Annotated in this window: 18 protein-coding genes; 13 read left to right on the forward strand and 5 right to left on the reverse strand. The window is 65.7% G+C overall.

Going from position 1 to position 19,032, the window contains the following annotated elements; all coding sequences use genetic code 11:
• Positions 1 to 13 precede the first annotated feature (13 nt).
• A complete protein-coding gene (locus QUV18_RS04515) occupies positions 14 to 2,302 on the forward strand; it encodes an adenosylcobalamin-dependent ribonucleoside-diphosphate reductase (RefSeq protein ID WP_300892240.1) in 2,289 nt (762 codons plus the stop codon).
• Between the two features lie 50 nt (positions 2,303 to 2,352).
• Here the strand turns inward: QUV18_RS04515 and QUV18_RS04520 are convergent, their stop codons facing one another.
• From QUV18_RS04520 to QUV18_RS04530, 3 genes are read right to left on the reverse strand one after another with little or no spacing between them, the layout of a single operon-like run.
• Positions 2,353 to 3,147 carry a metal ABC transporter permease gene (locus QUV18_RS04520; RefSeq protein ID WP_300892241.1) on the reverse strand — a complete coding sequence of 265 codons (795 nt, stop codon included), beginning with the start codon at positions 3,145 to 3,147 and terminating at the stop codon, positions 2,353 to 2,355.
• Positions 3,147 to 3,923, reverse strand: a complete 777-nt coding sequence (locus tag QUV18_RS04525) for a metal ABC transporter ATP-binding protein (RefSeq protein WP_300892242.1) — start codon at positions 3,921 to 3,923, stop codon at positions 3,147 to 3,149. The genes QUV18_RS04520 and QUV18_RS04525 overlap by 1 nt, the downstream gene beginning before the upstream one ends.
• The gene (locus QUV18_RS04530; protein ID WP_300892243.1) at positions 3,920 to 4,438 is read right to left on the reverse strand and encodes a transcriptional repressor; all 519 of its coding nucleotides are present in this window, start codon (positions 4,436 to 4,438) and stop codon (positions 3,920 to 3,922) included. Before QUV18_RS04530 ends, QUV18_RS04525 begins: the two co-directional genes overlap by 4 nt.
• 56 nt (positions 4,439 to 4,494) lie before the next feature.
• Between QUV18_RS04530 and QUV18_RS04535 the strand changes: the two genes are divergently transcribed.
• The 5 genes from QUV18_RS04535 (at position 4,495) to QUV18_RS04555 (ending at position 8,442) form a co-directional block, all read left to right on the forward strand.
• Positions 4,495 to 5,577: a zinc ABC transporter substrate-binding protein gene (locus QUV18_RS04535; RefSeq protein ID WP_300892244.1), complete on the forward strand. Its 1,083-nt coding sequence runs from the start codon at positions 4,495 to 4,497 to the stop codon at positions 5,575 to 5,577.
• Between the two features lie 151 nt (positions 5,578 to 5,728).
• On the forward strand, positions 5,729 to 6,937 hold the full coding sequence (locus tag QUV18_RS04540; protein ID WP_300892245.1) for a GTP-binding protein: 1,209 nt from the start codon (positions 5,729 to 5,731) through the stop codon (positions 6,935 to 6,937).
• On the forward strand, positions 6,934 to 7,572 hold the full coding sequence (locus QUV18_RS04545; protein WP_300892246.1) for a DUF1826 domain-containing protein: 639 nt from the start codon (positions 6,934 to 6,936) through the stop codon (positions 7,570 to 7,572). The genes QUV18_RS04540 and QUV18_RS04545 overlap by 4 nt, the downstream gene beginning before the upstream one ends.
• Positions 7,573 to 7,622: 50 nt before the next feature.
• Positions 7,623 to 7,817: a DUF6525 family protein gene (locus QUV18_RS04550; RefSeq protein WP_300892247.1), complete on the forward strand. Its 195-nt coding sequence runs from the start codon at positions 7,623 to 7,625 to the stop codon at positions 7,815 to 7,817.
• Positions 7,818 to 8,091: 274 nt separating this feature from the next.
• Entirely contained in the window at positions 8,092 to 8,442 is a 351-nt protein-coding gene (locus QUV18_RS04555; protein WP_300892248.1) for a hypothetical protein, read from the forward strand.
• A gap of 4 nt (positions 8,443 to 8,446) precedes the next feature.
• Here the strand turns inward: QUV18_RS04555 and QUV18_RS04560 are convergent, their stop codons facing one another.
• Both QUV18_RS04560 and QUV18_RS04565 read right to left on the reverse strand, forming a co-directional pair.
• Positions 8,447 to 8,665 carry a hypothetical protein gene (locus QUV18_RS04560; protein WP_300892249.1) on the reverse strand — a complete coding sequence of 73 codons (219 nt, stop codon included), beginning with the start codon at positions 8,663 to 8,665 and terminating at the stop codon, positions 8,447 to 8,449.
• Between the two features lie 488 nt (positions 8,666 to 9,153).
• Positions 9,154 to 10,014 (reverse strand): LysR substrate-binding domain-containing protein, encoded by an 861-nt coding sequence (locus tag QUV18_RS04565; protein WP_300892250.1) that lies wholly within the window; start codon positions 10,012 to 10,014, stop codon positions 9,154 to 9,156.
• Between the two features lie 98 nt (positions 10,015 to 10,112).
• Here QUV18_RS04565 and QUV18_RS04570 point away from each other — a divergent pair, with 98 nt between their 5' ends.
• From QUV18_RS04570 to QUV18_RS04600, 7 genes are all read left to right on the forward strand, one after another.
• A complete protein-coding gene (locus QUV18_RS04570) occupies positions 10,113 to 11,291 on the forward strand; it encodes a 2-aminoethylphosphonate--pyruvate transaminase (RefSeq protein ID WP_300892251.1) in 1,179 nt (392 codons plus the stop codon).
• 18 nt (positions 11,292 to 11,309) lie between these two features.
• The gene (gene phnA, locus QUV18_RS04575) at positions 11,310 to 12,554 is read left to right on the forward strand and encodes a phosphonoacetate hydrolase (RefSeq protein ID WP_300892252.1); all 1,245 of its coding nucleotides are present in this window, start codon (positions 11,310 to 11,312) and stop codon (positions 12,552 to 12,554) included.
• Positions 12,555 to 12,565: 11 nt separating this feature from the next.
• Complete coding sequence (gene phnY / locus QUV18_RS04580; RefSeq protein WP_300892253.1) at positions 12,566 to 14,014, forward strand: phosphonoacetaldehyde dehydrogenase; 1,449 nt, start codon at positions 12,566 to 12,568, stop codon at positions 14,012 to 14,014.
• Between the two features lie 273 nt (positions 14,015 to 14,287).
• Positions 14,288 to 15,421: an extracellular solute-binding protein gene (locus QUV18_RS04585; RefSeq protein WP_300892254.1), complete on the forward strand. Its 1,134-nt coding sequence runs from the start codon at positions 14,288 to 14,290 to the stop codon at positions 15,419 to 15,421.
• 114 nt (positions 15,422 to 15,535) lie between these two features.
• Complete coding sequence (locus tag QUV18_RS04590) at positions 15,536 to 16,648, forward strand: ABC transporter ATP-binding protein (RefSeq protein WP_300892255.1); 1,113 nt, start codon at positions 15,536 to 15,538, stop codon at positions 16,646 to 16,648.
• Positions 16,649 to 16,660: 12 nt separating this feature from the next.
• Entirely contained in the window at positions 16,661 to 17,581 is a 921-nt protein-coding gene (locus tag QUV18_RS04595; RefSeq protein WP_300892256.1) for an ABC transporter permease, read from the forward strand.
• Positions 17,578 to 18,963, forward strand: coding sequence for an ABC transporter permease (locus tag QUV18_RS04600; RefSeq protein ID WP_300892257.1), 1,386 nt, complete (start codon positions 17,578 to 17,580; stop codon positions 18,961 to 18,963). The genes QUV18_RS04595 and QUV18_RS04600 overlap by 4 nt, the downstream gene beginning before the upstream one ends.
• Positions 18,964 to 19,032: the final 69 nt, after the last annotated feature.

Below are 19,032 nucleotides of genomic sequence, written 5' to 3' on the forward strand. Positions count from 1 at the left end.
GGACTTACCTCGCATGACACGTTTCGCCGCCCCCATCGCCGAATCCATCTGGGACATGAAATACCGCCTGAAGGATGGCGACGGCACGGTCCGCGACCGCACGGTCGAGGATACGTGGCGCCGCGTGGCCCGCGCGCTGGCAAAGAACGAGGCCCGGCCGGAGGCCTGGGAAGACCCGTTCTTCCACGCGCTCGAGGATTTCCGCTTCCTCCCCGCCGGCCGCATCACCGCCGGCGCCGGCACGGCGCGGCAGGTGACGCTCTTCAACTGTTTCGTCATGGGCACCATCCCCGACAACCTCGACGGCATCTTCAACGCCCTGCGCGAGGCCGCGCTCACCATGCAGCAGGGCGGGGGGATCGGCTATGACTTCTCCACCATCCGCCCCCGTGGCGCCGAGGTGAAGGGCGTCGCCGCCGACGCCAGCGGGCCTTTGTCCTTCATGGACGTGTGGGACGCCATGTGCCGCACCATCATGTCCGCCGGCTCCCGCCGCGGCGCGATGATGGCCACCATGCGCTGCGACCATCCCGATATCGAGGATTTCGTCTCCGCCAAGGCCGACGCCTCGCGCCTGCGCATGTTCAACCTGTCGGTGCTGGTGACCGATGCCTTCATGGAAGCGGTGAAGGCCGACGGCCCGTGGGAGCTGAGTTTCGGCGGCAAGGTTTACCACACCATCCAGGCGCGCGACCTGTGGAACCGGATCATGCAGGCGACCTATGATTTCGCCGAACCCGGCGTGATCTTCATCGACCGGATCAACCAGGCCAACAACCTCGCCTATTGCGAGACGATCTCGGCCACCAACCCCTGCGGCGAGCAGCCCCTGCCGCCCTACGGCGCCTGCCTGCTGGGCTCGATCAACCTCGCCCGTCTGGTGCGCGACCCCTTCGAGACCACGGCCCACGTGGACGAGGCAGAACTCGACACCCTCGTCGCCACCGCCATCCGCATGATGGACGACGTGGTCGACGTGTCGAACTTCCCGCTGGAGCAACAGCGGCAGGAAGCGCAGGCCAAGCGCCGCATCGGCCTCGGCGTCACCGGCCTCGCCGACGCGCTCCTGATGAAAGGCATGCGCTACGGCTCCGAGGAGGCCGCGGAACAGACCGAACGCTGGATGCACCGCATCGCCCGCGCCGCCTATCTCGCCTCGGTGGAGCTTGCGAAAGAGAAGGGCGCCTTCCCCCTCTTCGACGCCGACGCCTTCCTCGCCAGCGGCACCATGCAGGCGATGGATGAAGACGTGCGCGCCGCCGTGGCCGAACACGGCATCCGCAACGCGCTTCTCACCTCCGTCGCCCCCACCGGCACGATCAGCCTTTACGCCGGCAACGTCTCGTCGGGCATCGAGCCGGTCTTCGCCTATTCCTACACCCGCAAGGTCCTGCAGAAGGACGGCTCCCGCACCGAGGAAGAGGTCGAGGATTACGCCGTGCAGATGTGGCGCGAGAAGTTCGGCGATGCCGACCTGCCCGACTATTTCGTCAACGCCCAGATGCTCGAACCCGAAGATCACGTGCGCATGCAGGCGGCCGCCCAGAAATGGGTGGATTCCTCGATTTCCAAGACCATCAACGTGCCCGAGGATATCGGCTTCGAGGCGTTCAAGAACGTCTACATGCAGGCCTACGAGACCGGCTGCAAGGGCTGCACCACCTACCGCCCCAACGACGTGACCGGCTCGGTCCTGAGCGTCAGCGAGAAGGCCGACAAGCTCCCTGGCGAGACACCCGTCAACGATGGCGGCCTGCCGGAGGAGGGGGGCGACGTGGTCTACATGTCCGAACCGCTCGACCGCCCGGCGGAGCTCGACGGCGCCACCTACAAGCTGAAATGGCCCGACAGCAACCACGCGATCTACGTCACCGTGAACGACATCCTCCTGAACGGCCACCGCCGCCCCTTCGAGGTGTTCATCAACTCCAAGAACATGGAGCATTTCGCCTGGACCGTGGCGCTCACCCGGATGATCTCGGCCGTCTTCCGGCGCGGCGGCGACGTGTCCTTCGTGGTCGAGGAACTGAAAGCCGTCTTCGACCCGCGCGGCGGGGCCTGGATGAACGGCAAGTACATCCCCTCGATCCTCGCCGCCATCGGCGGGGTGCTGGAACGCCACATGATCCAGATCGGCTTCCTCGAAGGCGAGGGGCTGGGCCTCAAGGCCGACCCCACTGCCGAGGTCGTCAACCTCCCCGGCCGCCGCGGCCCGGCCTGCCCGGCCTGCGGGCAATACGACATGCGCATGGTCGAAGGCTGCATGACCTGCGTGAACTGCGGCCACTCGAAATGCGGCTGAGGCGGGCGGCCGCGGCGTGACCGACGGCCTCGGGCCCGCCGCCGCGTGCCCTAGCCGGAACGCCAGACGCTGCTGGTAAGGCTGGTCAACGCAAAACACAGCGCCGCAACGCACACGATCGACGGGCCGGCGGGCGTATCGAACACGTAGGCCGCGCGCAGGCCGGCCACCGCCGACACCGCGCCAAGGACGGCAGCGGTGAGCGCCATGCCCTCCGGCGTTCGCGACAGCGGCCGTGCCGCGGCGGCCGGAATGATCAGCATGGCCGCGATAAGCAGGACGCCCACAACCTTGATCGCCACGGCGACGGTAATCGCCAGCGCCAGCGTCAGGATCAGCTTTTCGCGCTTCGGGTCGATGCCGCTGGCATGGGCGAGATCCTCGTTCAGGGTCGCGGTCAGCAAGCCCGACCATCGCCAGCCGATCAGCCCGACGACCAGGGCCGCTCCGCCCCAGATAACCGCGAGGTCGGTGCGCGACACCGCTAGGATATCACCGAAGAGATAGGCCATCAGGTCGATCCGGATGCCCGAAAGGAAGGACACCGCGACAAGTCCGAAGGCCAGGGCTGAATGCGCCAGCACGCCCAGCAGCGTGTCCATCGCGTAGCCGCGGCCCGTCAGCAGCGTGACGGTCAGCGCCATCACCAGCGCCACGGCCATGGCCCCGGCAAACACCGAGATCTGAAGCGCCAGCGACAGGGCGACGCCAAGCACCGCGGCGTGGGCCGTGGCATCGCCGAAATAGGCCATGCGGCGCCAGACGACGAAGCTTCCCAGGGGCGCGGCGGCACAGGCGACGCCAAGCCCGGCGAGGGTGGCGCGCATCATGAAATCGTCGAGCATCACTCGGCGGCCTCCGTCTGGTCGTGCCCGTGCCCATGATCGTGGCCGTGACCGTGATCGCAGGCGCCGTCATGGGCGTGGTCGTGATCGTGCCGGTAAAGCGCCAGCGCGCCGCCCGTGCCACTTCCGAAGAGCGCGCGGTACTCGGGCGCGGAAGAAACCTTCTCGGGCGTACCTTCGCAGCAGACATGCCCGTTGAGACAGATCACCCGGTCCGAGGCGCTCATCACCACGTGCAGCTCGTGGCTGATCATCAGCACGGCGCACCCGGTCTCCCGCCGCACCTCCTCGATCCGGCGGTAGAAGGCGGCCGAGCCGGGCTGGTCCAGCCCCTGCGTGGCCTCGTCGAGCAGGATCACGTCGGGCCGGTTGATCAGCGCCCGGGCCAGCAGCACCCGCTGGAACTGCCCGCCCGACAGCCCGGACATCTGGCGCCTGGCGAGGTCCGGCACCCCGGCCGTTTCGAGTGCCTCGGCACAGGCGCCCTTCGGAGTGCCGCCGGGCAGGCGCAGGAACCGTTCGACCGTCATCGGCAGGGTCGGGTCGATATGCAGCCTCTGCGGCACGTAGCCGATGCGCAGGCCGGGCTTGTGAACCACGCGCCCCTTGGCCGGCGCCACGGCGCCGATGATCGCGCGCAGCAGGCTGGTCTTGCCCGAACCGTTCGGCCCCACCACCGTGACGATCTCGCCCGGCGCGATCTCCATCGTCACGTCGTGCAACACCGTGACAGCGCCGTAACGAACGCTTAATCCGCGAAGCGATATCAGGCTCATGCGTCGGCCTTTTCCGCGCAGGACGGGCAGACGCCTTCGGCCTCGACCACCGTCCGCTCGATCCGGAAGCCCGCGTCCCGCGCCGCCTGTCCGAGCGCGCCGCGTGTCGGCGTCGCGTGCGCCTCGGCCACCGAATCGCACAGGCGGCAGATCATGAAGGCCGGCGAATGGCTGGTGCCGGGATGCGCGCAGGCTATGAAAGCGTTAAGACGTTCGATCTTGTGCGCGAAACCGTTGGCAACGAGGAAGTCGAGCGCGCGGTAGGCCACCGGCGGCTGCGAGCCGAAGCCCGCGTCGCGCAGCCGGTCGAGCACTTCGTAGGCGCCCAGCGCACGGTGTTCCTGCAGCAGGATTTCCAGCGCCTTGCGGCGCACGGGCGTGAATTGCAGGCCCTTGTCGGCGCAACGCTCTTCCGCCGCCGCGATGCCTGCGGCAACGCAACGGCCGTGATCATGCGCGGCGAAACCCACCGGGTCGGTGGCCGGGTCTGCCTTGGGGTGTCCGGGGCTTGTCATGTTATCTTATATCATGTATCGGGTCATGGATGTTATAAAATCACATGGAGCCCCGGATGTCCAGAAACCTTCTCCCGCTTTCGCTGACCGCCGCGTTGCTGGCCGGAACGGCCATGGCCGACACGCCCGGGGTCGCGGCCGATATCGCGCCGGTGCATTCGCTGGTGGCGCGCGTCATGGCCGGCGTGGGGGAGCCGGAGCTGATCGTCGCCCCCGGCGCCAGCCCGCATGAATACAGCCTTCGCCCCTCCGAGGCGCAGGCACTTCAGGACGCGGCGCTGGTGTTCTGGATCGGGCCGGACCTGACGCCGTGGCTCGGCGATTCGATCGAAACGCTGGCCGGCGGGGCCGAGATCGTCACGCTGTCCGCCCTGGACGGAACCACCACGCTTCCGACCCGCGATAGCGCCCTGTTCGAAGCGCATTCCCACGACGGCGACCACGATCATGAGGAGGCGCATGACGCCGGGCACGACCACGAAGAGGCGCACGACCACGACCATGATCATGACGACCACGCCGGGGAGGACGGCGAAGACCACGACCATGACCAGCACGCCGAGGGCGAAGCTCACGACCACGACCACGACCACGAACACGCCGACCGCCACGATCACGCCGGGACCGACCCGCATATGTGGCTCTCGACGGACAACGCCTCCGCCTGGCTGACGGTCATCGCAGACAGCCTGTCGGCCGCCGACCCGGAGAATGCCGAGGCCTACGCCGCAAACGCCGCCGCGGGGCGCGAGGAACTGGCGGCGCTGTCGCAGGACATCGAGGAGATGCTCGCGCCGGTACAGGGGCAGAATTTCATCGTCTTCCACGACGCCTACCAGTATTTCGAGAACAGCTTCGGAATTCCCGCCTCCGGCGCGATCTCGCTCTCCGACGCGGCCGACCCGAGCCCCGCGCGCATCGCCGAGGTCCAGGGGCGGGTGCAGGAACAGCAGGTCACCTGCGTGCTGTCCGAGCCGCAGTTCAGCCCCGGTGTCGTGGCCGCCGTGATGGAAGGGTCCGAGGCCCGGACCGGCGTGCTTGATCCGCTGGGTTCCGACCTGGAGCCGGGGTCGGACCTGTACCCGCAACTGCTTCGGAACCTTGCCGGGTCGCTGGCGGATTGCCTTCAGGCCGGCTGAGACCGGCCTGGGGGTGGGCCGCCTCGTCGCGGCCCGCCCTGCGCGCCGGCCCGCGGGGGAGGCGCGTTTTTTCGAGCCAAAGAGTGTAATGTGATAACACGCAATATGGCGGCACCCGCCGGGAGCCGCCCCTGCAAGAGGACCCCATGCCATGACCGACACCAGACTTCCCGTCACCGTGCTTTCCGGTTTCCTGGGCGCCGGCAAGACGACGCTTCTGAACCGCGTGCTCAACAACCGCGAGGGGCGGCGTGTCGCCGTGATCGTCAACGACATGTCCGAGGTGAACATCGACGCCGACCTCGTGCGCGCCGATACCGAGTTGTCGCGCACCGACGAAACGCTGGTGGAAATGTCGAACGGCTGCATCTGCTGCACCCTGCGCGACGACCTGCTCGACGAGGTGCGCCGCCTCGCCGCCGCCGGGCGGTTCGACTACCTGCTGATTGAATCCACCGGCATTTCCGAACCGCTGCCCGTGGCCGCGACCTTCGACTTCCGCGACGAATACGGCGACAGCCTGTCCGACGTGGCCCGGCTCGACACGATGGTCACGGTGGTCGACGCGGTGAACCTGCTGAACGATTACGCCAGCCACGATTTCCTCCGCGACCGGGGCGAGACCATGGGCGAGGCCGACGAGCGCACGCTGGTGCACCTGCTGACCGACCAGATCGAGTTCGCCGACGTGGTGATCCTCAACAAGGTGGCCGATGCCGGGCACGAGAAGACCGACGCGGCGCGCAAGATCATCCGCAGCCTCAACGCCGATGCGCGGATCATCGAGACGAACCACGCGAACGTGCCGGCGGGCGAGATCCTCGATACCGGGCTCTTCGATTTCGAGAAGGCCCACGAGCACCCGATGTGGGCCAAGGAGCTCTATGGCTTCGCCGACCACGTGCCCGAGACCGAGGAATACGGGGTCAGCTCCTATGTGTTCCGGGCGCGGCGGCCGTTCGATCCTCAGGGAATCCATGACGTGCTGAACGGGCCATTGCCGGGGGTGATCCGCGCCAAGGGACATTTCTGGATCGCCACGCGGCCCGAATGGGTGGCCGAGTTCTCGCTGGCGGGCAGCCTGTCGACCGTGGCGCCGCTGGGCACGTGGTGGGCCTCGGTGCCGAAGGAACGCTGGCCCGACCATCCGCAGGCGCAAAGCTATCTGGCCAACCACTGGCAGGAGCCGTGGGGCGACCGCCGGCAGGAGATCGTCTTCATCGGCGCCGGGATCGACTGGCCGGCGCTGAAGTGGACACTGGAGTCGGTGCTGGTGCCGGAAGAGCGCGCGCCGGGCCCCGACGCGCTGCCCGACCTGGCCGATCCGTTTCCCCAGTGGCGCCGATCGGAGGCGGCATGACACAGGATCCGGCCGTTGCGGACGCGCGGGTTAGCGGGCTCGAAATCGTCCGCCGGCCCGAAGAGCTCGACGTCATCCGACAGGCGGGCGTGGCCGCGGCACTGTGGCACCGGACACCGCTGCCGGGGGTCCGGCACTGGATGGACAGCCTCCCGCCCGACAACCTGCCGTACGGGCGGGTCGTCCTGCACGCCCGGGCCGTGCGCGCGGCCGTCACCGCGCTCTGCGACGGGGCAGGAACGCCGCCCGGTCCCGAGCGTGACATGCTGATCGACGACATCGCGGCCCTGGCCGATATCTTCGCCGCTCTTTCCGGCTCGCCCTACCTGCGCCTGCGCCTCGACCGGGTGAGCGGCAACGCCTGCGGACGGTTCCATGTCGATGCGGTGACGGTCCGGCTGATCTGCACCTACCGCGGGCCGGGCACCGAGTACGGGGAAGGGCAGGGGCATGACGACTCCCCTCGCGAGGTGTTCAATGCCCCCACCGGCGCGCCGCTGATACTCCGCGGCAAGCTCTGGCCGGGACACGGAACAAGCGGGTTTCTCCACCGCTCGCCGCCTGTCGAGGGGACAGGCCAGACCCGGCTGGTCCTGGTACTCGATCCGGTGGCCGAACCGAAGGCCGCCCGATGACCAACCTCGGGGACACCGCCCTGAGGCGCCGGCGGTGCGCCGGGGACCCGATGCGCGAATTCGACAGGCTGCCCCCCTGCCTGCGACAATGGCTGACGCAGGCGGCTCTTCCGTGGTCACCCGCCTCCTGCCGCCGCATCTGGCGGGCTGCACGGGCCGAGGGCGCGAGCGTTGCCGACGTGCTTGCCCGACTGGATCGGGCGGAACGCAAGGCCATGAGCAAGGCTCGCAGGGAACCGGTCTGAACGGGATATTTCGCGTGAAGCCGCCGCATTCAAGGAGTTGGAGCTTAGTGCCCGGTCAACGGGGCAATGGCGCGACCATCAGCGTAGGCAGCCCATTGGCGCAGCGTGCGGATACTCCGCGTCAGGGCGGTCCCTGCGAGCCGCTTAACTGACGGTCTTTTGACCGATCGCGGGATTGAAATCGACGGCACATTGCGTAAATGCGCGGAATGGTACATTCTGTCCACTGGTATCCGCGTTTGCGGCCCATTGGCGCAATAGAGGGGTTTCTCCCTTGCACACCGAGAAGATCGCACTGACAGGCGAACTTGCCCTCGGCCTTCTGGACAAGGCCGAGCAGGAGCGTGTGCGCCGCGATCTCGAAGGCGATTCGGAAATGCGCGATGCCTTCCGGCTCTGGAACGAGCGCTTCGTGGCCTTTTACGACTCCGACGACCTGGCCGGCGTCGCTCCGCCTCCGCGCGTTCTGAGCAATATCGAGAATACGCTGTTCGGGGAGAAGGAGCTGTCTTTGACGGCACGTTTCCTCGATGCCGTCCGCGCCCCGGAGAACAGGGGGATGGTGTTGATTATCGCCGTTGCGAAGACCGCGCTTCTGGCGTGGATCCTCTACCTGTTTCTCTGACGCCTCAGTTCGCCACCGGTACAGAGCCGCCGTCGATGACCCGCCCGATATAAGGCACGATCATCACCGTGGCAGCGACGGTTGCCACAAGCCCGACAACAAGTATTCCGACATGGTCACCGACACCGCTCGCCAGGGCATAGGCCGCGATCGCGACGATGGGGATATGCAACAGCGCTGCGCATATGACCTGAACGCGGCGTTTCTGGCGGGTTGGGGTCATCTGGGTCCTCCCGGAAATCTCTGCTTCATTCCCATTCCGAAGCCTCTCACGTCGCACGTGCGCGTGCAAGTCTCGGACAGGTCATGCGTGCCAAAGGCGTGCCCTGAAGCCACGCCGGCATCGGCCCGGGGAAGACACATCCGGGGCGGTTTCCGCGCGTTGTCCGCACGAAAACTGCCCCGAAATACGCTCAGCCAAGGGCTGGATCATCCGGCCACCAGATTGCATCGTGCAGTCGCGCGTATCGCGAACCGCCCTGTCAATCCGGCGGTCCTGACTGCAATGATGCGGTATTCCCTTTGATCGAAGCCCGCGCGGGTACCCTCCAAACAAAATCACTCGTCATGGCCGAGGATCAATATGCCCCGGAAACCAAGCAGGAATAGGGCAGGGCAAAGGTCATAGCGTGATGTGTCTTCCCGAAATCTGCCACAAATTATCGCCATGCGTGTATGGTGGCAGGAAATTCGCGTAATGCTCAGCAAGGTTCAGCCGCGTCTCGCGAGATCCATGACCGTGCGGATCAGGCGCAGGTCGCGCCGTTGAGAGAGGCAGACCAGCGTCTCTTCCATGCGCAACCCGGCGCCTTCGATCGACACGGCTCTAACCCGGTCATCCGCCCCCAGTTCGGCCCGCGAGACGAACCCGACCCCGGCGCCAGAGGCCACAAGCTCCCGCACGGCCTCGCGCCCCTCGGCCACGATGCCGGGGGTCAGGCGAAGGCCTTGCCGGGCGGCCTCTTCCTCGATTTTCTGACGGGTCTTCGACCCTGTCTCTCGCATGACCAGCGGAAGCTGGATCAGGTAGGACAGGGGCAGGGCGCTCGCACCGCGTGGCAGGAGTTCGGGCGGGGCGAACGCGATGATCTCCGCCCCGCCCAGTGGAACAGTATCGAATTCCGGGCCCGGGGCGATATCGCCCACGACACCGATCTCGGCCTTGTAGGCGCGCAGTTCGTCCAGGATCTCGCCCGTGTTGCCACCGCGCAGCGAGACCATGATCTGTGGATGCTTTGCACGCAGCTCTCGCAAGAGGCCGGTGACGTGGTGGGCTGCATCGGCGATCACGCGCAGCTCGCCCGCCACCGCCGCCCCGGATTGCGACAGATGCTCCGTGATCTGTGCCTCGGCCTCGAAATAGGGGCGGGTCAGGCGCAGCAGGGCCTCCCCCGCCTCGGTCAGGCGGACCTGGCGCCGGTCGCGATGGAACAGCAGCGTGTCATGTGCCTGTTCAAGCTTGCGCACCTGTTCGGAGATGGCGGGCTGGGTCAGGCTCAGGGCCTCGGCGGCGCGGGAAAAGCCGCCGAGCAGGGCCACGTGATGGAACGCCTTTATCTGGGCATACCGCACTATAAGTTCTGCCTATAGACACATTTCTATTACCAATTTTACATATGGGCGCAGAGACGGCAAGCCTGTGACAGGCATTCCCGACCGAGGCTGACGCCATGACCCCCCGTATCGAACCACCCCTGATGGGAGAGCCCTACCTGCTGACGCCGGGGCCGCTGACGACCTCTGCCGCCGTGAAACAGGCAATGCTGCGCGACTGGGGCAGCTGGGATGGCGACTTTCGCGCCATGACCGCCGAGATGAGAAAGCGGCTGGTGGCGATGCTGGGCACAGGCGGCGACGCCTGTGATTGCGTGCCGATGCAGGGATCGGGCACGTTCGCGGTCGAGGCCATGCTGGGAAGCCTGGTGCCCCGCGATGGCAAGGCCCTGGTGCTGGCCAACGGCGCCTATGGCAAGCGGTCGGCCGAGGTGCTGCGCTATCTCGGCCGTGACGTCGAGGTTCTGGACAAGGGCGACTACCTGCCGCCGCGCGGGGCGGAGGTGGCCGGGATCCTGGCCCGCGATCCGGCGATCACCCATGTCGTCGCGGTGCATTGCGAAACCTCGAGCGGCATCCTGAACCCCGTTGAAGAGATCGCCGAGGCCGTCGCTTCGGCGGGCCGTCGGCTGCTGATCGACAGCATGTCGGCATTCGGCGCGATCGACCTTCCGCCCGAGACAGTGCCCTGCGACGCGCTGGTGTCCTCGGCCAACAAGTGCATCGAAGGCGTGCCGGGCTTCGGTTTCGTCCTGGCCCGGCGGGACGCGCTGGATGCGGCCAAAGGCAATGCCGCCTCCCTCAGCCTCGACCTTCACGCCCAATGGGCCCACATGGAGAAAACCGGCCAGTGGCGCTTCACCCCGCCCACCCACGCTGTCGCCGCCTTCCTCGAAGCTCTGCGCGCGCATGAGGCGGAGGGCGGCGTCGCGGGCCGCGGCGCACGCTACGCCCGCAACCGCGACGTGATGGTGGCGGGCATGCGCGACCTGGGCTTCGAAACCCTGCTCGAGGCCCGGTGGCTCAGCCCGATCATCGTCACCTTCTTCTGTCCCGCCGACCCGCGGTTCGTCTTCGACCGGTTCTACGACCTGATGAAACGGAAAGGTTTCATCATCTACCCCGGCAAGCTGACCGTCGTCGACAGTTTCCGCATCGGCTGTATCGGCCAGATGGACGAGCACGTCATGCGCCGGGTGGTCGTTGCCGCGAAAGAGGCGCTGACAGAGATGGGCGTGGCCTCTGCCGCGCCGCCCGCAGAAGCGTTACAAGAGCGTGCAAAGCTTGCCGCCTGACAGTAAGGATATTCCGAGATGACCCTGCAAACCCCGATCACCGCCAACGACCGGGCCTATGCCATGCCGAAGGTTCCGGCGGTGGCGATCTGCCTCGACGGTTGCGAGCCGGCCTATCTGGATGTCGCCATCGGCAAGGGCCTGATGCCGAACCTCAAGCGCATCCGCGAAGAGGGGACCGAGCGGCGGGCGCATTCGGTCATCCCGTCCTTCACCAACCCCAACAACCTGTCCATCGCGACGGGCCGGCCGCCCTCGGTCCACGGGATCTGCGGGAACTTCCTCTACGATCCGGAAACGGGCGAGGAGGTAATGATGAACGATGTCCGCTTCCTGCGGGCGCCGACGCTGTTCTCGCAGTTCTACGAGCGCGGCGCACGGGTGGCCGTGGTGACCGCCAAGGACAAGCTGCGCGCGCTTCTGGGGGCCGGGCTGCGGTTCGACGAGGACCGGGCGATCGCCTTTTCGTCGGAGAAATCCGGTACCACCAGCATGGCGGAACATGGCATCGACAACGCCAGCGCCTGGCTGGGCCGCCCGGTGCCGGAGGTCTACTCGGCCGACCTGAGCGAATTCGTATTTGCCGCCGGGGTAAAGCTCCTGAAGGAGTGGCGGCCGGACGTGATGTACCTGTCGACCACCGATTACATTCAGCACAAGTTCGCCCCGGAGGAGGACGGCGCGTTGCAGTTCAATGCCATGGTCGACCGATATCTTGGCGAGCTGGATACCCTCGGCGCCGCCGTCGTGCTGACCGCCGATCACGGCATGAAGCCCAAGCACGATGCGCAGGGACAGCCCAACGTGGTCTACGTGCAAGACCTGATGGACGCGTGGCTGGGGCAGGGTGCGGCGCGGGTCATCCTGCCGATCACCGACCCGTACGTGGTGCATCACGGCGCGCTTGGCAGCTTTGCTACGGCCTACCTGCCCGATGGTGCAGACGTGGCCAGCATCATGGCTAAGCTTCAGTCCACCGACGGCATAATCGAGGTGGTCGACAGGGCCGAGGCCGTGCGCCGCTACGAACTGCCCGCCGACCGCATCGGCGATATCGTCATGGTGTCGGGGGAAAACATGACCATCGGCACCTCCGCCGACCGCCACGACCTGGCCGCGCTGAAGGAACCCCTGCGCAGCCACGGCGGCCTGACCGAGCAGGAGGTGCCGTTCATCGTCAACCGCCGGCTCGACCTGCCGGAGGCGCCCGAACTTCGCAATTTCGACGCCTTCTACTATGCGACCATGGCGGCGGCCCTATGAAGGATCAGGTGATGACCAAGGCAGATATCCGGCACGAAGGCATGCGGATCGGTGGAGAGACCGTGTTCACCGATGACGTGGTCGAGGTGCGCTATCCCTATACCGACGAGGTCGTCGGCACCGTGCCCGCCGGCACCGCCGAACATGCCCGCCGCGCTTTCGAAATCGCCGCCGCCTACAAGCCGAAGCTCACCCGTTACGAACGCAGCCAGATCCTGCAAAGGGCAGGGGAGCTGATCGGCGAGCGGCGGGAGTACCTCGCCAAGTGGCTGGTGCTGGAACTGGGCATCTGTCACCAGCACGCCATCTACGAGACCAAGCGTGCGCAGGATGTCTACCAGTTCGCCGCCGCCGAGGCACTGAAAGATGACGGAGAGATCTTCTCCTGCGACCTGACCCATAACGGCAAGGCGCGGAAGATCTTCACCATGCGCGAGCCGGTCCGGGCGATTTCGGCCATCACGCCCTTCAACCACCCGCTCAACATGGTCAGCCACAAGATCGCGCCGTCGATCGCCACCAACAACTGCATGGTCTGCAAACCGACCGAGCTGACGCCGCTGACCGCGCTGACGCTGGCGGATATCCTCTACGATGCCGGCCTGCCGCCCGAGATGTTCCAGGTGGTCACGGGCTGGCCTGCCGATATCGGCGACGAGATGATCACCAACGACAATATCGACATCATCACCTTCACCGGCGGCGTGCCGGTGGGCAAGATGATCGCGGCGAAAGCAGGCTACAGGCGGACGGCGCTGGAGCTCGGCGGGAACGATCCGCTGATCGTGTGCAACGATCTCTCAGACGCCGATCTCGAGAAAGCCGCCACCATCGCGGTCGCCGGGGCGACGGGCAATTCCGGCCAGCGCTGCACCGCGATCAAGCGTATCCTCGTGCAGGACAGCGTGGCCGACGCCTTCGTGCCGCTGGTGCTGGAAAAGGCCAGGGCCATCCGCTTCGGCAACCCGCAAGACCCCGAAACGCAGCTCGGCTGCGTGATCCACGCCCAGGCCGCCGAACTGTTCGAGTCGCGGGTCCACGCGGCGGAAAAGGCCGGTGCCGAAATCCTCTATCACCCGGGCCGCGATGGGGCGCTTCTGCCGCCCATCGTGGTCGACCGCGTGCCCCATGACAGCGAACTGGTGATGGAAGAAACCTTCGGACCGATCATCCCCATCGTCCGCGTGCCGGATGACGATGCCGAGGTGATGCGGATATCCAACGCCACGCCCTTCGGCCTGTCGTCGGGTGTCTGCACCAACGACCTCAACCGGGCCATCGCCTATATCAACGGGCTGGATGTCGGCACCTGCAATATCTGGGAACAGCCCGGCTACCGGATCGAGATGTCGCCCTTCGGCGGGATCAAGGACTCCGGCAACGGCATCAAGGAAGGCGTGATCGAGGCGATGAAATTCTTCACCAACGTGAAGACCTATTCCTTGCCCTGGCCGGGGTAACGCTGCTTCCGTCGCCTCGACAGGTGCCGACAAGCAGGACGCCAGCCTTTCGAGCTTTATCGGCTCTTTCGGCCATCAGTCCAGTTCACCTTCGTCTGCCTATATTTTGTACCGCAGGTCGGAAAAACTTGCGCAGAATCGGCTCATCTGGACTTATCTATTCTGTGAACTGTCACTTCGCGTTATGCGGAATGGCGGCGACACTCCGCACCATAAAAGCGTTACAATAAGAACCGAGGTTCATCGGGTCAAAGTCCTGAAGGGAGAAGACACATGACAACCAAATCCAACCTCACGCGCCGGTCCGTCTTGCGCGGAGCCACTACCCTGGGCGCCGCGGCGCTGGCCGCACCGCTCTACTCGAAAAGCGCGCTGGCCTCGTCGGGCGAGATCAACATCCTGATGTGGTCGGACTACCTGCCCGAGAAGTTCATCTCCGATTTCGAGGGCGAAACGGGCATCAAGGTGAATTACACCGGCATCGGCTCGAACGAGGAAATCATCAACAAGATGAAGGCCACCAAGGGCCAGGGCTTCGACATCGTCAGCCCCACCAACAACCGTTCGCTTCAGTGGGAGCCGCTGGAACTGTTGCAGCCCTTCGACATGAGCAAGGTCAAAATCGACGCGGTGAACCCGGCGATGGCCAAGATCGGCACCGATGCATGGAACTTCGGCGGCGAAGGCGTGCACTGGCTCCCGCATATCTGGGGCACCGAGGGCATCGCGTACCGCACCGACCTGTGGCTGCCGAGCGGCGACGCGCCGAGCTACGGCGACGTCTGGTCGGAAGAGAACGCGGGCAAGACCATGGGCCGGGCGCACTCGATGATGCTGGGCGCGGGCCTTTACATGGAAGCCTCGGGCCAGATGGAGCCGGGTTCGGTTTGGTCGGCCTATAACGACGAGGAAACCATGCGGAAGGTCTGGACCCAGATCGCCGACTGGACCATCGAGCGCAAGAACCGCATCAAGCTGATCTGGAACGATGCCGACACCCAGAAGAACGGCCTGCTCAACGAGGGCGTCGTGGTCGGCCAGACCTGGGACGGCCCGCCGCTGGCGCTGAAATCCGCGGGCGAGCCGGTGCATTACCAGGCGCCGGTCGAGGGCGCGATGGCCTGGGTCGACGGCATGTCGGTGCCGATCGGCGCCCAGAACATGGAGCAGATCTACGCCTTCATCGACTTCGCCTACCAGCAGGAGCCTGCGGGCGTCGCCATCGACAGCCACGGCTACAACTCGCCGGTGCTGGGCGCCGACCAGTATTCGGGTGATACCTACAAGAAGAACTTCGCCGAGGCCTATCCGGGCGAAAGCCTGGCCAACCTGAACCCCTGGCCGGCCGAAGCCCCCTGGTACGCCGAGGTGCGCACCGAGTTCGTCAACAAGTTCAAGAGCGCGTAACCCGCGCCCTGCCGACCCCGGCCCCCGTCACGGGGCCGGGGCCTTTAGCATGACAGAACCAGTGCGCGGCGCCCGGGGATGGGCGGAACGCGCGCGGCAAAAAGGGGACAGCAGATGAGCGCGGGGGTCGGTGTCGATCTGGAGAACCTGTGGATCAGGTTCGGCGATTTCGTCGCGGTACGCGACGCGAACGTAGCCATAGACGGTGGCAATTTCTTCTCGTTTCTCGGCCCGTCGGGCTGTGGCAAGACGACGATCCTGCGGGCGGTTTCGGGCTTCCTCGAGCCGTCGGACGGCCGGGTCCTGATCGGCGGCAAGGACATGAAGGGGATCGGGCCGAACAAGCGGCCGACCGCGCTGATCTTCCAGAACCTGGCGCTTTTCCCGCTGATGAAGGTCTGGGAGAACATCACATTCTCGCTCGAGATCAAGGGCGCCAGCACGGCAGAGCGGCGCAAGCGGGCCGACGAACTGCTCGAGATGATCGCGCTCAAGGGGCAGGGCGACAAGCTGCCTTCCGAACTGTCGGGCGGCCAACGGCAGCGGGTCGCCATCGCCCGCGCCCTCTGCGCAGAGCCCGATGTGCTTCTTCTGGACGAACCGCTGTCGGCGCTCGACCTGAAGCTGCGCCAGCACATGCGCACCGAACTGCGCGAGATCCAGCAGCGGGTGGGCATCACCTTCATTTACATCACCCACGACCAGGGCGAGGCGCTGACCATGTCCGACAAGATCGCGGTGATGAAAGCCGGCGTGATCGACCAGATCGACACGGGCCGCGCCATCTACAATGATCCGGCCACGGCTTTTGCCGCCTCCTTCGTGGGCGAGAACAACGTCTTCCGCGGCACGATCAAGGAGGTGAAGGGCGACGAGGCGGTGATCGCGACGAACCGCTCGGGCGATCTGCTGGCCACGATTTCCACCGCCAACCGCGGCAAGATGAAAGCGGGCGACAAGGCGATGATGTTCATCCGCCCCGAGGCCTTCGCCATTGCCCAGACCGGTGCCAAGGGCGACCATTTCGTGACCGCCAAGGTCACGAACGAGGAATTCGAGGGCAACGCCTACAACATCTTCATGGAGGGCGAGGGCGGCAAGGAGCTGAAGGTCTCGCTGCCGAATGTGGGCCAGTCCTTCCAGAGCCACGTGGGCGCGCCGATGACGCTGGAATACGACGTGCGGAACGCGGTTATCGTGCCCCACGGCGAACTGGCGACGGAATAGGGGGTCGTTGGCATGCCCCGTTTCCTGAAGGAATTCCTCGACCGCAACGGCCTGGGCGTCGGCCTCGTCATGCTTGGGCTGGTGCTGTTCTGGACGATCGGCCTGATCATCCTGCCACAGCTTTCCATGCTCGACTTCTCGTTCCGGCACAACCTGCCGCCGCCAGCATATGGCGGGCCGAGCGATACCTATACGCTGGAAAACTACCAGTACCTGATCTTCGGCCCGGAAGGCGGCAGCCAGAGTTTCAACCGGGTCGACCTGCGGGTTTTCTATCGCACGATCATCGCCGCGATCTTCGTGACGATCTTCAACCTGATCCTCTGTTATCCGATCGCCTATTACCTCGGGCAGTCGAAGGGCAACCATATCCGCATCTTCGCGCTGATGCTGATCATCCCCTACTGGATCAACGAGATCCTGCGCGCCTTCGCGCTGCGCATCATTTTCGGGGAAAGCGGGGTCATCAACTCGGTGCTGATGGGGCTGGGCATATTCGACGCGCCCTTCGACTTCATCCGCAACGACATCGCGCTCTATGCAGGGTTGGGCTATGCCTACATCCTGCTGATGATCTTCCCGATCTACAACGTGATCGAAAGCCTCGACCGCAACCAGATCGAGGCGGCCCGCGACATGGGGGCAAGCTGGACCAAGATCCACCGGCGGGTTGTCATTCCCTACGCCAAGCCCGGCATCAGTTCTGGCTGCACGATGGTCTTCATGCTGAGCGCCGGCGCGCTGGCCGCGCCGCAGATCCTTGGCGGGCCGTCGAGCCTGTGGTTCACGCAGCTGATCTACCAGCAGTTCAACGACAACAATGACTGGCCGCAGGGTGCGGCCTACGCCATCGTGTTGCTGGTGACCTGTATCCTCCTCGTTCTGGCGATCATGCGCCTGTTCAAGGTGAACATGGGGGATATCGGCAAATGAACCTGTCCGCCCTCCGTGTGAGCGTCTGGATCTACCTGGCGATCTTCTTTGCCTACCTGCTGGGGCCGCTGGTGATCATGTCGGTCACGGCGTTCAACTCCTCGGTGTTCCCGAGGGCCACGCCGTGGGAATGCCTGACCTTCGACTGGTTCGGCGAGCTGTTCCGCGACGAGCGTATCCTGAACGGCATCAAGAACTCCTTCATCATCGGCGCGGGCACGGTTGTCCTGTCGGTGGCGATGGGGCTGGCGGGGGCGCTGATGCTCACGCAGATCTGGCCGAAGCTGCGCGCGACCTACTACACGGTCGTCATCGCGCCGATCCTCATTCCCGGCGTGGTCCTCGGCATCTCCACGCTGGTCTTCTGGGACCGGATCAACCGGTTCCTCGGCCTCGGGCCCGACAGCTTCCTGTCGAACGGCATCTTCCTGACCGTCATCGGCCAGTCCACCTTCATCGCCAGCTATTGCATGCTGGTGCTGGTGGCCCGCCTGCAGCGCTACGATATCGGCCAGACCGAAGCCGCGCTCGACCTTGGCGCGACCCATGCGCAGGCCTTCCGCAAGGTGCTGCTTCCCTTCATGCGGCCGGCCATCGCTTCGGCTGCCGTGCTGGCCTTTCTGGCCAGTTTCGAGAACTACAACACCACCACCTTCACCTTCGGCCAGTACCCGACCCTGACGATCGAACTGGCACAGAAGGTGCGCTACGGCATCAACCCGTCGATATCCGCGCTGGCCTTCATCATCGTCGCGCTGACGGTGTTCTTCGCCCTTCTGAACGAGTCAATCATCCGGCGGCGCCAACTGGCCTTTGCCGCGCGTCAGAACCGCTCGGTCGGCGAGGTGACGGGCGGCGGCCCGAGGCTGCCCCGGTTCCTGTCGGGCAACCCGGCAGCCATTGTCCTCGTCATCTTCTGCATCGGCGCAATCACCGTGGTGGGCACGGCCACCGCCTACAGCCCCGACGCCTGTATTGCCCGCGTGACCGAGGAAAAGCGCCTCGAGGCAGAGCAGCGTATCCAGGAACTGCGTGAACAACGCGAGGAGGAGCGGCGCCAGCGGGAAGAGGAACGCCAGCGCAATTTCGAAGGCGTGTTCGATCCCGACGAGTTGACACCGGGCACCGAGGCCCCTGCCGAAGCGGCTCCGGAGGACAGCGACAGCTCCGGTTTCGGGAACGTGTTCAACCCGGGCAACCTGCAAAGCGAAGAGGAAGGCGAAGCCCCTGATGATGGCGGCGACGACTCCGGCTTTGGCAATGCCTTCGATCCGGGCAACCTCCAGAGCGACGAGGAGGAGGAGGGCACCGCGCCCGCCGAAGAGGATGACAGTTCCGGCTTCGGGAACGTCTTCGATCCGGGCAACCTTCAAAGCGAATAGGGCCCGGGGTCTCCGGCCCGACTGTCTCGATCGGTCGGGCCGCGACGCACCCCTCGCCAAGGCAGGCAC

This window comes from Roseovarius sp. (assembly GCF_030373445.1).
Classification (GTDB): domain Bacteria; phylum Pseudomonadota; class Alphaproteobacteria; order Rhodobacterales; family Rhodobacteraceae; genus Roseovarius.

Coding starts and splice junctions, on each gene's coding strand:
- QUV18_RS04545 (WP_300892246.1), top strand. CDS start 6,934: ATGACACAGGATCCGGCCGTTGCGGACGCGCGGGTTAGCGGGCTCGAA.
- QUV18_RS04595 (WP_300892256.1), top strand. CDS start 16,661: ATGCCCCGTTTCCTGAAGGAATTCCTCGACCGCAACGGCCTGGGCGTC.
- QUV18_RS04520 (WP_300892241.1), bottom strand. CDS start 3,147: ATGCTCGACGATTTCATGATGCGCGCCACCCTCGCCGGGCTTGGCGTC.
- QUV18_RS04600 (WP_300892257.1), top strand. CDS start 17,578: ATGAACCTGTCCGCCCTCCGTGTGAGCGTCTGGATCTACCTGGCGATC.
- QUV18_RS04550 (WP_300892247.1), top strand. CDS start 7,623: ATGCGCGAATTCGACAGGCTGCCCCCCTGCCTGCGACAATGGCTGACG.
- QUV18_RS04590 (WP_300892255.1), top strand. CDS start 15,536: ATGAGCGCGGGGGTCGGTGTCGATCTGGAGAACCTGTGGATCAGGTTC.
- QUV18_RS04540 (WP_300892245.1), top strand. CDS start 5,729: ATGACCGACACCAGACTTCCCGTCACCGTGCTTTCCGGTTTCCTGGGC.
- phnA (WP_300892252.1), top strand. CDS start 11,310: ATGACCCTGCAAACCCCGATCACCGCCAACGACCGGGCCTATGCCATG.
- QUV18_RS04585 (WP_300892254.1), top strand. CDS start 14,288: ATGACAACCAAATCCAACCTCACGCGCCGGTCCGTCTTGCGCGGAGCC.
- QUV18_RS04530 (WP_300892243.1), bottom strand. CDS start 4,438: ATGACAAGCCCCGGACACCCCAAGGCAGACCCGGCCACCGACCCGGTG.
- QUV18_RS04515 (WP_300892240.1), top strand. CDS start 14: ATGACACGTTTCGCCGCCCCCATCGCCGAATCCATCTGGGACATGAAA.
- phnY (WP_300892253.1), top strand. CDS start 12,566: ATGACCAAGGCAGATATCCGGCACGAAGGCATGCGGATCGGTGGAGAG.
- QUV18_RS04560 (WP_300892249.1), bottom strand. CDS start 8,665: ATGACCCCAACCCGCCAGAAACGCCGCGTTCAGGTCATATGCGCAGCG.
- QUV18_RS04570 (WP_300892251.1), top strand. CDS start 10,113: ATGACCCCCCGTATCGAACCACCCCTGATGGGAGAGCCCTACCTGCTG.
- QUV18_RS04535 (WP_300892244.1), top strand. CDS start 4,495: ATGTCCAGAAACCTTCTCCCGCTTTCGCTGACCGCCGCGTTGCTGGCC.
- QUV18_RS04525 (WP_300892242.1), bottom strand. CDS start 3,923: ATGAGCCTGATATCGCTTCGCGGATTAAGCGTTCGTTACGGCGCTGTC.